This is a genomic window from Vibrio diabolicus (assembly GCF_011801455.1).
GTDB classification, from domain to species: domain Bacteria; phylum Pseudomonadota; class Gammaproteobacteria; order Enterobacterales; family Vibrionaceae; genus Vibrio; species Vibrio diabolicus.
On the sequence record NZ_CP042451.1, the window covers coordinates 1,866,348 to 1,879,824 of the forward strand.

14 protein-coding genes are annotated in these 13,477 nt (G+C 44.2%); 8 read left to right on the forward strand and 6 right to left on the reverse strand.

Features of this window, described 5'->3' with window-relative positions:
* Nucleotides 1–123: 123 nt before the first annotated feature.
* The 4 genes from cobC to cobT are packed head-to-tail and all read right to left on the reverse strand — an operon-like array spanning nt 124 to nt 3,129.
* A complete protein-coding gene (gene cobC / locus FR741_RS08985; RefSeq protein WP_167426668.1) occupies nt 124–738 on the reverse strand; it encodes an alpha-ribazole phosphatase family protein in 615 nt (204 codons plus the stop codon).
* An 11-nt stretch (nt 739–749) separates the two neighbouring features.
* Nucleotides 750–1,283, reverse strand: a complete 534-nt coding sequence (gene cobU / locus FR741_RS08990; RefSeq protein WP_167426669.1) for a bifunctional adenosylcobinamide kinase/adenosylcobinamide-phosphate guanylyltransferase — start codon at nt 1,281–1,283, stop codon at nt 750–752.
* Nucleotides 1,280–2,086 (reverse strand): adenosylcobinamide-GDP ribazoletransferase, encoded by an 807-nt coding sequence (locus FR741_RS08995; RefSeq protein ID WP_167426670.1) that lies wholly within the window; start codon nt 2,084–2,086, stop codon nt 1,280–1,282. The genes cobU and FR741_RS08995 overlap by 4 nt, the downstream gene beginning before the upstream one ends.
* Nucleotides 2,086–3,129: a nicotinate-nucleotide--dimethylbenzimidazole phosphoribosyltransferase gene (gene cobT / locus FR741_RS09000; RefSeq protein WP_167426671.1), complete on the reverse strand. Its 1,044-nt coding sequence runs from the start codon at nt 3,127–3,129 to the stop codon at nt 2,086–2,088. Before cobT ends, FR741_RS08995 begins: the two co-directional genes overlap by 1 nt.
* Before the next feature lie 247 nt (nt 3,130–3,376).
* Between cobT and FR741_RS09005 the strand changes: the two genes are divergently transcribed.
* From FR741_RS09005 to purT, 7 genes are all read left to right on the forward strand, one after another.
* A complete protein-coding gene (locus FR741_RS09005; protein ID WP_005397784.1) occupies nt 3,377–4,066 on the forward strand; it encodes an NAD(P)H-binding protein in 690 nt (229 codons plus the stop codon).
* Between the two features lie 200 nt (nt 4,067–4,266).
* The gene (locus FR741_RS09010; RefSeq protein WP_109168439.1) at nt 4,267–5,640 is read left to right on the forward strand and encodes an L-cystine transporter; all 1,374 of its coding nucleotides are present in this window, start codon (nt 4,267–4,269) and stop codon (nt 5,638–5,640) included.
* 156 nt (nt 5,641–5,796) lie between these two features.
* Nucleotides 5,797–7,218 carry an exodeoxyribonuclease I gene (gene sbcB, locus FR741_RS09015; RefSeq protein ID WP_167426672.1) on the forward strand — a complete coding sequence of 474 codons (1,422 nt, stop codon included), beginning with the start codon at nt 5,797–5,799 and terminating at the stop codon, nt 7,216–7,218.
* 55 nt (nt 7,219–7,273) lie between these two features.
* Complete coding sequence (locus tag FR741_RS09020) at nt 7,274–7,648, forward strand: CidA/LrgA family protein (protein ID WP_005397786.1); 375 nt, start codon at nt 7,274–7,276, stop codon at nt 7,646–7,648.
* Between the two features lies 1 nt (nt 7,649).
* Nucleotides 7,650–8,327 (forward strand): LrgB family protein, encoded by a 678-nt coding sequence (locus FR741_RS09025; RefSeq protein WP_005377888.1) that lies wholly within the window; start codon nt 7,650–7,652, stop codon nt 8,325–8,327.
* A gap of 443 nt (nt 8,328–8,770) precedes the next feature.
* Nucleotides 8,771–9,658, forward strand: a complete 888-nt coding sequence (cdd, locus tag FR741_RS09030; RefSeq protein WP_005397788.1) for a cytidine deaminase — start codon at nt 8,771–8,773, stop codon at nt 9,656–9,658.
* A 145-nt stretch (nt 9,659–9,803) separates the two neighbouring features.
* On the forward strand, nt 9,804–10,979 hold the full coding sequence (gene purT / locus FR741_RS09035; protein WP_167426673.1) for a formate-dependent phosphoribosylglycinamide formyltransferase: 1,176 nt from the start codon (nt 9,804–9,806) through the stop codon (nt 10,977–10,979).
* 72 nt (nt 10,980–11,051) lie between these two features.
* Here purT and FR741_RS09040 read toward each other — a convergent pair whose 3' ends face one another.
* Nucleotides 11,052–11,702, reverse strand: coding sequence for a thiopurine S-methyltransferase (locus FR741_RS09040; RefSeq protein WP_104969334.1), 651 nt, complete (start codon nt 11,700–11,702; stop codon nt 11,052–11,054).
* A 316-nt stretch (nt 11,703–12,018) separates the two neighbouring features.
* On the opposite strand from FR741_RS09040, the gene FR741_RS09045 reads away from it, so the two are divergent.
* Nucleotides 12,019–12,798: a RelA/SpoT domain-containing protein gene (locus tag FR741_RS09045; protein ID WP_006741655.1), complete on the forward strand. Its 780-nt coding sequence runs from the start codon at nt 12,019–12,021 to the stop codon at nt 12,796–12,798.
* A gap of 123 nt (nt 12,799–12,921) precedes the next feature.
* On the opposite strand, the gene ihfA is transcribed toward FR741_RS09045, so the two are convergent.
* Entirely contained in the window at nt 12,922–13,218 is a 297-nt protein-coding gene (gene ihfA, locus FR741_RS09050) for an integration host factor subunit alpha (protein ID WP_005377899.1), read from the reverse strand.
* Between the last annotated feature and the right edge of the window lie 259 nt (nt 13,219–13,477).

Below are 13,477 nucleotides of genomic sequence, written 5' to 3' on the forward strand. Positions count from 1 at the left end.
TATTTCCTTTTTATGTAACTGAGTCAATTTTCGCTTCCTGCATCTAGCAGATGGGCTTCCACTGACATCTTCCGTGACTATGCCCATAAGCAATATCGCTCTGGGCATTTTAATTGTTATAAGTTAACGATTTAAAAGAGGTACGCCAATCGAACGGACCGTGGCGTAAATTTGCTCATCTATGGTAATTGTTATATGCGTGACAGAAGCGTTTCCTATCGACAACGTCGAATACCACTTGGGGTTACGCCAATCTAACTCCAATACATGAGCAAGAATCATACGAATGACGCCACCATGCGTGACGATAAGTAGATTGTCATTGATATCGTTGATGATTTGAGACCAAGCGCGACATATGCGCTCAGAAAATGTGCTTAAGCTCTCAGCATTCGGCAACGTGTGTTGTGCTGGCGATTGCCAAAAAGCATCTAGCTTTTTCCATTGTTCAGTGAGCATATCAAAAGGCACACCATCAAAATCACCAAATGCCATCTCTTGTAAAGATTCATCCGTCATTACTGGTAATAATTGCTGTTCAGCAATTATATTTGCCAGTTCTTGACAACGTGAAAGAGGAGAACAAATCACTCCACCCACACCTCGTCCACTCTCGATCCAAGCCCGAGCAATGCTTTCTTGGTCAGCAGGCGTAACTTTTACATCTGTTTGGCCATGGAGCCCTGGTGGAGCATCTACTTTTCCATGACGCACAAGATAGATATTGAGTGTTTTCATTTTGTTCCATCCTACTCTTTAAGAACCAACGGCAAACCAGCAGCAACAAAGGTAACACGATGGCAAACACTGGCTAGTTTTTGATTCATCCGTCCTGCATTATCCACAAAGTAACGACTAACCGCCCCCAAAGGCACAATGCCCATTCCAACCTCATTAGAGACGAATATTAACGTCGCATCTGAGCCACGTACCACCTGTATAAGCTTTTCAATTTCTGCTTCTAGCTTCTCATTGGAACATTCATCACCTAACTCAAATATCCAATTATTGAGCCACAAGGTTAAACAATCGACCAGTACAACATCGGTGTTAGCGAAATTTGTCAGTAACTCAGATAAATGAAGGGGGCATTCATGCTCTTGCCACTCGCCCCCTCGTTGCTTTTGATGATGCGCTATTCGCTCTCGCATTTCTTGGTCAAATGGCAGCGCGGTTGCAACATAATGTAATGAGTATTGAGAAGTGGTCGATAATTGCTTGGCTGTTTTTTCCGCCAAATGCGACTTCCCAGAGCGCGCGCCACCGAGTATCAATTGCTTCATGAGATGTGATAAAACCCAATCATAGTGAGATAAACAAGCAGTTCCGATAGCTGCTGCGCTGCGCCAAGGCAATCCCCCGTGAAGCCGCCAATTCGCTTGATTAACCAACGTTTGAACATCAAACGAAATACCACGAGAACAAGCGATATAAAGATCGCCTGCTTGATACCAAGCACAAGCAATGTTATGCCACCAGTAAACAACAAAGTGGAGACTTCTAGAGAAGACTGGCGACTTGCCAGCGGTTTACTTTTCGACGTATCACTGTCACTGACATAAGGCATGTCATAAATAAGCGTCGCGGCTAGTGCTCGGCTTGCGGTATAAGCGACGACAATGACCAACCAAAACTGCGGCAAGTTAGCCAGTTCACTCCAAAAAACATACTTAGCCAATAACGCCATAATGAGAGTGGCTGCACCATAAGTGCCAATGCGGCTGTCCTTCATAATAGAGAGGCGTCGCTCGACAGTCATGCCACCGCCAATGCCATCCGCCATATCAGTCAAGCCGTCTTCGTGAAATGCCCCTGTTAACAATAAGCTAAACACCATTGTTAATACTATGGCAACCGATTCTGGGAAAAGAATTGAGGTGAGCGAAAATACCAGAGCACAAAGCGCTCCAAGTACGAGACCAACTAACGCGAAATAACGTCCGGCCTGATTCATGCGTTCTTCACTGTATGGCAACGCTTGGGGTACGGGTAAGCGACTAAAAAAACTGATAGCTAATAGAAACAACTCCCACTGGTATCTTAACGATGACGGCGTGACGTTCTCAGAATTATCAGGGACTGACACTATACTGTAACTCCTGCACTCTCAAAGCTCGCCATCTTGTTGTAAAACTGGGCAGCAGCTTTTAACAAGGGTAAGGCAAGAGCGGCTCCGGTTCCCTCCCCTAATCGTAAACCAAGATCGAGTAGAGGTTCTGCTTTTAGGTACTCTAATACAAACTTATGTCCATTTTCTTCGGAGCGGTGGGCAAACAACATGTATTCGCGTGCTTCTTCGTCTAGCAACGTTGCAATATACGCAGCAACCGATACGATAAATCCATCCACTAAAACTGGGGTTTTAAGCCGCTTGGCTTCTAAAAAAGCGCCTACCATTTGTACGATTTCAAAGCCTCCAACCTGTGCGAGAATCGCTTTGGTATCCAGAGTTCGACATCGGTTCACGCCCTGTGCCACTAGTTTATATTTACGGCTCAACTGCTGTTGATTGATTCCGGTGCCAACGCCAACACAATAATCAATATCTAATGAACTCAGCGCCGATAACAGTGCGGAAGCCGAACTGGTGTTACCAATGCCCATCTCACCGAACATCAATAGATTTGAGCCAGACAAAATGGTTTGCTCAGCAATCTTCGCACCATACTCTAAACCTAGCGCCACTTGTTCTGGGGACATCGCTGATTGTTTAGAAAAATTAGCCGTACCGTTACCCAATCGTTGTTCAACCAAGTTTGGATGAGACTTAAATTCTGGAACCAGCACATCAATAGGTGCCAACATGCCGCAATCTATTACTTTGAGTTGGATGCCATTGATGTCGCAAAAACAGTTGATGGCAGCGCCGCCGGCGAGAAAGTTAGCCACCATTTGCTGAGTGACTTCGCTTGGCGCAATGCTTACGCCCTCCTCTGCAACGCCGTGATCTCCAGCAAATACCAGCATGCTCGGTTTACAGATAGCGATGGAATCAACTGGCTGAGGTTTATCCTGACTTTGAATAAGAGCTAGCTGTAGTGCCACCTTTTCCAATAAGCCTAAAGAACCAACAGGTTTGGTTTTGTTATCTATGCGCGCTTGTATCTCCGCTGCAAAAGAGTCATCCATTTTTTACGTTCCTTTGATGTTGTCTGGGTGAGAGGTGTTCCATTGATTAAGAAATCTTGCTCAGCCCCAGTTTTGAGCGTCCACTATTGTATACCCTTGCATCCGCTTGGGGCAGCGCTAATCAGATTTCTGTTAGGAAAGTCTACTGAGTTCGCAGAGCGTCTCACCTTTCGAGCATTCGATTATAAGTAACTCCTTGAAATCCGCTACAATAGCTTAGGCTATATTCCCATATAGGAGAAAGGACATGGATAACAACACCTGCGCCATCATCGCTGGGGCGACTGGCTTAGTCGGTTCAAAAGTCATTACAAACCTCATAAATCAATCAGGTGTTGGTACCTTATATTATCTTTCTCGCCGCCCACTCGATGGCGTCCTAGATGCGGACAATAAGCTTGTTCCTCTCATTGATGCCGACCTCTCTATCCACCAATGGGATGATAACCAACCAACACCGACCATCGGCTTTATCTGTTTAGGCACAACTCTTAAGCAAGCAGGCAGTAAGGATAATTTACGTAGAGTAGATGTTGATCTGGTGTGTAAAGTCGCCCAACAGATGAAAACGATCGGAGTCAAACGCCTTGCGGTTGTTTCTAGCCTTGGTGCAAATAGTAAATCACCATCCCATTACTTAGCCTGTAAAGGACAAATGGAACAAAGAATCGAAGCTATGGGTTTTGAGGAAATCGTGTTTGTTCGCCCAGGCCCGCTTGTTGGTCAACGTCAAAGCCCAAGAACGGACGAGAAGTTAGTGCAAACTCTGTTTAAGGTAATTCGCCCATTCATGCTTGGCAAACTGTCCAACTTTTTACCTATTCGAGCGGAAGATGTCGCCAAAGCGATGATTTATCAACTTTTCAGTTATCAAGAAGACTCGGTGGTTTACTTACAAAGGCAAGAAATGCGTGACTTACTGCATCACTACGAATAACCATTTTGTACATTTAACGTGCTAATTCACACTCTCACGCGACTTAGATCTCGTTTTTATATTCATTTTAGATCTAGCTAATACCCGTTTGTCATTTTTAAAGTTATATCGCGAGCGTTATCTTACGCCCCATAAACAAATCCGTATAAAACCCCGTATAAAAAACAACCGCCATTTCGGCAGGTTGATAAGGTCAGATTATGAATTTTGCAGTGATAGCCTCTCTAGCCGTCTTTGTTGGCATATTGTTCTTTCTATTTAACCAACAACAAAAGAAACACACACTCTCTCGTCTCGTTTTAATCGGTCTTGTTACTGGTTCTCTTTTTGGTCTTGCTTTGCAACTCATTCACGGTGAGGGCAACAGTGCTATTGCTCAAACACTTGAATGGGTCGGTATTGTAGGCAGTGGCTACGTTGGTCTACTGAAAATGGTCATCATGCCACTAGTATTGGTATCGATGATCTCTGCAGTTGTTAAATTGGAGAAAGGTGGATCATTAGGTAAAATTTCTGGCCTGACCATCTCTGTTCTTCTAGTAACGACTGCAATTGCTGCACTTATCGGTATCTTGGTGACAACGACATTTGGCCTTTCAGCAGAGGGTTTAACTGAAGGCGCGCGTGAAACCGCTCGTATCGCCGTTTTAGAAAGCCGTGCTGGTACAGTAAGTGACCTGACTATTCCTCAAATGCTAGTTAGCTTCATTCCAACCAACCCATTTGCTGATCTAACAGGTGCTCGCTCGACCTCAATTATCGCTGTCGTTATCTTCGGTGTATTAACCGGTATCGCCGCTCGTAAAGTGATGATGGAAAAAGCAGAGTTAGAATCACCGATTCGTACTTTCGTAGAAGCAGCTCAATCAATCGTTATGCGATTAGTGAAGATGATCATGGCGTTAACGCCATACGGCATCGCAGCACTGATGGCAAAAGTGGTAGCGACATCAAGCGCAGGCGACATCCTAAGCCTACTTGGCTTTATTGTGGCGTCTTATGTTGCTATCGCTCTGATGTTTGTTGTTCACGGCGTATTAGTCTCTTTTGTCGGCGTTAGCCCTGCGGAATACTTTAAGAAAATCTGGCCTGTACTGACCTTCGCGTTTACATCTCGTAGCTCAGCAGCAACGATCCCACTAAACGTAGAAGCGCAAATCACGAAGCTTAACGTTCCACCAGCGATTGCAAACCTATCAGCATCGTTTGGTGCCACTATTGGCCAAAACGGATGTGCAGGTATCTACCCTGCAATGCTGGCAGTGATGGTAGCTCCGACAATGGGCATCAACCCTCTGGATCTGCACTTTATCCTGTCATTGATTGCGATTATCACCATCAGCTCATTTGGTATCGCTGGTGTGGGTGGCGGCGCGACGTTTGCAGCATTGATTGTTCTTCCTGCAATGGGCTTGCCTGTGACCATCGCGGCGCTGCTTATCTCTATTGAACCATTGATCGATATGGCACGTACCGCACTGAACGTTTCAGGATCAATGACTGCGGGTACGATTGCTAGCCGAGTGCTGAAGTCACCAGAAAGCGAAACAGCATTGGAAGAAACACGAGCATAGAACTCAAATTCCTTCCAAAGCGATAAAACGTAAAATATCAAGCCGATGGTTCGCCATCGGCTTTTTCATTTTCAAAAATTCAACTTGCATCTTTCGTTGCTAGTCAAGGCGTTGAATGGTCTAATACTGTTATCGGTTTTGTAAACGGTAAGCAGAATGCACCAAGATAATCAGCCCACTTTTTTCTTCTTTGATTATGAGACATGGGGAACAAACCCCGCGAAAGATCGCCCAAGCCAGTTCGCTGGTGTCCGCACAGATGAAAACTTCAATATCATCGGCGAACCTTTAGTCATGTACTGCCAGCCACCTGCTGATTATCTTCCGTCTCCTGAAGCTGCGCTTATTACTGGTATTACTCCGCAAAAAACGGTTCAAGAAGGCCTTTCTGAGCCTGAGTTTATCGCTAAGATTCACGCTGAACTCGCGAAACCAAATACCACCAGTTTAGGCTACAACAGCATTCGCTTTGATGACGAAGTGACCCGTTATACTTGTTATCGCAACTTTATCGATCCATACGCATGGAGTTGGCAAAACGGTAACTCGCGCTGGGATTTACTCGATGTGCTACGCGCATGCCACGCCCTTCGCCCAGAAGGCGTAGAATGGCCAGAAAACGAAGATGGCTTCACTAGTTTTAAATTAGAGCACTTGTCTGTTGCTAACGGCATAGAACATAGTAACGCGCACGATGCGATGGCAGACGTGGTTGCGACTATCGAAATGGCGAAGAAAGTAAAAGCAGCGCAACCAAAATTGTTTGACTACTTCTTTTCTATGCGCCAAAAGCGTAAGCTCAATGAATTAGTCGACATCGTCAACATGACGCCTTTGATGCACGTTTCAGGCATGCTAGGGCGCGAATGCCAATACACCAGCTGGATTGTGCCTGTTGCTTGGCATCCAACCAATAATAACGCCGTTATCACTATCGATTTAGCGAAAGACCCTCAACCTATTCTAGAGCTATCCGCAGAAGAGCTACACGAAAGACTCTACACTAAGCGAGAAGATCTTGGTGAATTGCTACCAGTGCCAGTTAAGTTGGTTCATTTAAACAAATGCCCTATTCTCGCCCCTGCAAAAACGTTAACGGCTGAAAATGCGGAGTCTATTGGCATTGATCGCCAGCAATGTCTCGCTAATCTCGCTTTGTTGCGCCAACATCCTGAAATTAGAGAAAAGCTGATTAGCCTCTTTTCAGTCGAGCGTAAATTCGATAAAAGTGATGACGTCGATACACAACTTTACGACGGATTCTTCTCTCCGGCCGATCGCGCAGCCATGGATATCATTCGAGAAACCGACCCGAACAATCTTGCCGCATTGGACATTGAATTTGATGACAAGCGCATTAAACCTCTATTGTTCCGCTATCGTGCGCGTAACTTCCCAGGCACATTAGACGAGCAAGAACAGAGACGCTGGGCATTACACTGTCGAGAAGTGTTTGAAAGCCAAATTGAAGAGTACATGCTGAATTTAGAAAACTTAGTTCACGAACATGAAAGTGACGAAAAGAAGATTGCGATATTAAAATCCGTGTACCGTTATGTAGAGAGCTTAGCTTCTTAACTCCTCCCAATACAAGCGCACCTTATGGTGTGCTTGTTGTTTATATACTGTCAAAATGATTAAAGAACGATTCTTACAACTGATCCAACTGCTCATTTCAATCTTCCTCATTATGGGGGCGCTTGGCATCGGAATTACCATTCAAAAGTTCACTGGCGTTTCCGTCCCAGGAAGTGTCATCGGTATGCTCGTACTGTTTTTCTCCATGACTCTTGGGCTTGTAAAGGTCGATTGGGTCAAACCGGGCGCCACGCTATTTATCCGCTACATGATTTTGTTGTTCGTTCCTATTAGCGTGGGATTAATGCAACATTTCGATATGCTACTCGCTAATGCCCTCCCTATCATTGCTAGCGCAGTTGGAGGCTCACTCATTGTACTGGTCAGCCTCGCTTGGCTGCTGGACTACTTGCTAAAGGAGAAGCACTGATATGTGGTTAGTTGTTACCATTGCGGTTTTTCTTGTCGCGCGCCAAATCGCAATCAAAGTGAATAATCCTCTAGCAAATCCTTTGCTGATCAGTATTGCAGTGCTCATTCCTTTGCTTACTTACTTAAATGTACCGTTTGAAACGTATTATGCGGATAACGAAGGGATCAGTTTTTTACTTCAACCAGCCGTAGTTGCTCTGGCTTACCCGTTATATGAACAACTACCACAGATTAAAGCAAACTGGCGAATCATCACTTTTGCTTGCACAGTAGGTAGTGTGATGTCGATGATGACAACCACCTTGATCGCAGTCGCTTTCAAAGCAGATATCAGTTTAATCGCAAGTCTAGTGGGTAAATCCGTCACTACGCCAATAGCAATGGAAATTTCGAGTCACCTCGGTGGTGAAGCTGCCGTTGCGGCGATCTTGGTTCTGATTGTTGGTTTATTGGGCGCGATTTTGGCATACCCAATTTACAACTTAATTGGAATTAAACACCCGATTGCACGTGGCCTAACAATGGGTACCGTGTCTCATGCCTTAGGCACCGCGACATGTGCAGAGAAACAGCCCATTGATGCCGCGTTCTCATCACTCGCATTGGTTTTATGCGGCATCATCACTTCTATTTTGGCTCCAAGCTTTTTTGCTTTGGCTGTCTGGCTATATCAATAGTTAAGCGCTCTCGGTCTGCCCTCCTTCCGGCAGGCCGTGGCCTTCCCGTTTCTTCCTTATCCCTTCCAAAATTCTGTATTACCTCATCTAACAACCCGTTCTAGTAAGATCGTTAAGGCACTCTGACGAGATACACACTAATAACTTCAACATTCAGTGCAATATTACTGACTCAACGTTGCTTAGATATCTAGGAATAACCTTGTGTGGACATGTAGGCATCGTAATTAACATATCCCAGCGTCTTGGTCATATGAATATATACTGATATGGTTAATTGTGAGACGGAGATAACGCTTCACGTCAGTGCAATCGAATACATGTGTGAGCTCACTCTAATTATGTAACAGAATTATCAATTGCATTATTTATCGTGATCTAACGCACGGAACATTTCTATCCTTCACATAGAATAACTGTCCATGCAATAACAAGGATTCAACATGAAAAGTCGCATTGAACAGGCGCTAGCAGGCGCTCCAGAAGCACTTTCCAAACAACTTGCTCCTATCATCCAAGCTGATGATTTTGATGCTACGCTTTCAGTTCAACAGTTTGAGCAGTTGCTTTCAGCTACCGGTCTATCAGATAAAGAGCTTCGTGTTGCTCTACTTCCTTTTGCCGCAGCATATTCCTATGCTCCTCTTTCTGAATTTTATGTCGGTGCTATCGTTCGTGGTCTCTCAGGTCGCCTTTACTTCGGTGCCAACATGGAATTCTTTGGTGTTCAGTTAGGTCAAACAGTTCACGCTGAGCAGTCTGCAATTAGCCACGCTTGGATGAAAGGTGAACGTGGTATTAAAGATATCACTATTAACTTCAGCCCATGTGGTCACTGCCGTCAGTTCATGAACGAGTTATCTACCGCAAACGAGCTTAAAATTCAGCTCCCAGAACGCGAAGAAAAGTCGCTGCATGAATACCTACCTGAAGCCTTTGGACCAAACGATCTCGGTATCGAATCCGGCTTAATGGCAGAAGTAAAGCATCAGTTCTCATGCGATGATGAAGACACTCTAATTCAAAGCGCTGTTGAAGCGATGAACATGAGCCACTCACCATATACCAACAACTTGAGTGGCTTAGCATTAGAAATGGCTAGCGGCCGTGTATTCCAAGGTGCTTATGCGGAAAATGCGGCGTTTAACCCTAGCTTGCCGCCATTACAAGTTGCGCTGATCCAAGTACTACTTGCGGGTGAAACTTTTGACAATATCAAAGCCGCTGCTCTGGTAGAAAACTCAGAAGGCAAGATCAGTCATTTGGCTGATACGCAATCAACGTTAGAAGCGTTGAATCCAGATATTCCACTTAGTTTTGTCAACGTATAAGCGACAATTTCAGTATAAAAAGCTCTACGGCATGTAGAGCTTTTTTATTGCCTAAAAACCAAAAGCAAACGTTTGCTTTGTCATGAAACTTCAGTATGATCTCCTGCAATTTCTGTCTCACCACTCTATTTTGTAAGGGAACACTATGTTTGGCACTGCAACCAGCGCAAATGCTACCCGTGTATTACTTTTAGGCTCTGGCGAACTCGGTAAAGAAGTCGCAATTGAATGTCAGAGACTTGGTTTAGAAGTGATTGCTTGTGATCGCTATGCTAATGCTCCAGCGATGCAAGTTGCTCACCGTAGTTACGTCATCGATATGTTAGATGGAAGCGCCTTAGAAGAAGTTATTACAAAGGAACAACCTACTTACGTCGTACCTGAAATCGAAGCTATCGCAACCGACAAACTGGTAGAGCTTGAAGAAAAAGGGCTGAATGTTGTTCCAACCGCTAAGGCAACCAAGCTAACAATGAATCGTGAAGGTATCCGACGTTTGGCTGCAGAAGAACTAGAACTGACGACATCACCTTATCGTTTTGCAGATACTTTTGAAGACTTCAAAGCCGCGGTTGAGCATGTAGGCATCCCGTGCGTAGTAAAGCCAGTTATGAGTTCTTCAGGTAAAGGGCAAAGTGTCATCAAGACCGAAGACGACGTAGCAAAAGCATGGGATTACGCACAGGAAGGCGGACGTACGGGGGCAGGTCGCGTGATCGTGGAAGGTTTTATCGACTTCGATTACGAAATCACTTTATTGACCGTCAGAGCCGTTGACGGTGTTCACTTCTGTGCTCCAATTGGCCATCGTCAGGAAGATGGCGACTACCGCGAATCATGGCAACCACAAGCCATGTCAGAAAACGCAGTAAAAGCAGCAGAATACACGGCAGAGAAAGTAGTCAACGCACTCGGTGGCTACGGCATCTTTGGTGTAGAGTTATTTGTTAAAGGCGATAAGGTCATTTTCAATGAGGTCTCTCCTCGCCCACACGATACAGGCATGGTCACTATGATTTCTCAGGAAATGTCAGAGTTTGCTCTCCACGTACGTGCATTTACCGGAATGCCGATTAATAATATCGTACAATATGGTCCATCTGCGTCGGCCGTTATTCTTGGTCAAGGGACTTCTACAAACATTCGCTTTGACAACCTAACCAAAGCCTTAGCTCAACCTCAAACGCAAGTTCGTCTATTCGGCAAGCCAGAAATCGATGGTCGCCGTCGTTTAGGTGTTGTCCTTACGCGACGAAAAACCACCGAAGAGGCCGTTCAAGGTGCTATTGAAAGTGCATCAAAAGTGAATATCACTTATTAAACGAGCTCCAATCGTACAAAAAAACAGCGCAGCTCTAATTGCTGCGCTATTTCGTTTTACAAACCAAAAAAACTATTCACTCTCGATTAGGTACACTTCTTCAGAGAAGCGACTTAAGCCTTTTTTCGCAATTTTAGGATGGCTTTCATCAGCTTCATCTACGTTCAAACAGGTAACTTTGTAACCTGAAAATAACTGCTCAATCTCTTCGACTGGCACACTAAATGGAGGCCCCGCCATCTCTTCTTGAGGATAGTTGAGTGTAACAAGCAAAATACGACCACCTGGATTCAAAAGTTGCTTGAGACGCTCTACATACTCCTCTCGCATATCTTGCGGTAAAGCAACCAACGCAGCGCGATCATAAATGATATCGGCTTGAGATACTGGAGCAGTGAAAAAGTCCCCAGTATAAATAGAAAGCTCATCAAATTGATAAAGCTCGTGCATACCATTAACAGGCGTCACGGTTGGCGTATAAAAATGTTCAGCAAAAAAGGCACGAACAGCGATATGGCTCAGCTCAACACCTTCAACTGAATCATGCTTCATCGCTAACCAAATCAAGTCTTCTGACTTTCCACACAAAGGCACTAACACTTTGTCTTCACGCTTTGGGTTTGTGTGTTGCCAATATGCAGGTAATAGCGGGTTTACATCTTCCAAGTGAAATCCGATTTGATTACTGGCCCATTTATTATGCCAAAACTCTTGGTCTCTCATTTTACTTTCTACTTGTCGGCTGATTTTCATTTTGAGAAGTAAGACTAACGATTTTTTTCAATTTGTCTATGCCGTTCATCTTTGGTTAATACAGCGGTGGTAGGATGTAAACGTTCTTATAGGAACCACGCCTTTATCTGATAAACAGAATAAAGAAAAGAGAAATGGTGATCTAACGCACGATTCCACTTCAAGACAAAACTGAAACCTTGGAATCTTTCGTAATGACCCCATTAATAAGTTAGTACCTGATTTGCCGAACTTAGCGACCTTTATGTTCCCTATTTTCTAAGTACAAGCAAGTTAAGGAGAGTGAATGAGCTTATTTCTTCGTACTACAGCATTGATGCTTTTGGTACTTAGCCGTGCACCGGCATTTGCCGCACTTCCAATTACCCCAGCGCCGAGTGGCGATCAAAATCGTTCAACAAGTCAAAACGAAGTTTGTTCGAAACTCTTTAAACATAGCCTTAGCGGCTTGTATGGTATTCAGTCAATCGACGCAACTCCAACTCAGCCATACACTGACTTCGACATTCTTTACAGCAAAGCTCACCAAGCACAATTTGAGCTTGAAACTATCTGTAAAAGTACCGCACTTCTTAATGATGCTCAGCCATACTTCGCAGGCGTAAAGTCCAAACAACGAGCAGAAGAAAAAATAGCTTTGGAGTTAGATGGAAAAGTCGAACGCATTACTGACCTAGCCCGTGCCACGATTGTTGCTGAAGACGTCGCGAGCTTAGTCTCCATTTATGAAACCTTAGAGCGTGAAACAACAATTGTTAAAGTAAAAAATCGCTTCAAAAAACCTGGTCCTTCAGGCTATAGAGACTTGAACTTACTCGTTCGTTTACCAAAGACAAATCTGGTTGCCGAAGTTCAACTGCACTTAAAAGCCATCGCAGATGTGAAAAGCGGTCCTGAACACGACCTATACGAAAAAATCCAGAAACTAGAACGCCAAGCGATGATGGAGAAACGCGAACTAAGCGAACTAGAACTCGCTTCTATTCGCAACATGCGTGCACAGTCTAAAAACTTGTACCAACAAGCATGGCAACCATACTTAACAACGCACCTAGAAGCAGCGTAATCCATATCATTAAGATATACTCAAAAACAGAAAAACCACCGCATTGCGGTGGTTTTCGTTTATATGCGACACAAGTTTTACGCAAAAAAAAGACCACGCCTTAGCGTGATCCATTTATTCGGCTTACTGTACTTTCTTCAGGTTTTCTACACGAGCTTTTAACTTCTGACCCGGGCGAAAAGTCACTACACGTCGAGCAGTAATTGGAATATCTTCACCGGTTTTCGGGTTACGACCAGGTCGTTCATTCTTGTCACGAAGATCAAAGTTACCAAAACCTGACAGTTTTACCTGTTCGCCACTTTCCAGTGCCTTACGAATCTCTTCAAAGAACACTTCCACCGTTTCCTTGGCGTCCCGCTTACTAAATCCTAATTTATCAAACAGGTTTTCTGCCAGTTCGGCTTTTGTGAGCGCCATAAAACTTTCCTCAAAGCTATGTTAAACAATGCTACGTTAGTGTAGCGCCAGAGCAGTTTTACCCTACCAATTCAACAACATATCGGGGTTACATCAGGAAGTGTATGACAAGCTTATGATTTTCGCCAACTTTTTTCTTGGCGAACAAAAGGAATAGCACTATGTAAATTATTGTTAAACGCCAACATTTTGATATTTTTGTTTTTGTTTTCTCTTTAATAGGAAAAACATCCAGCTGATAAAACTAAAAGTAGTTTAA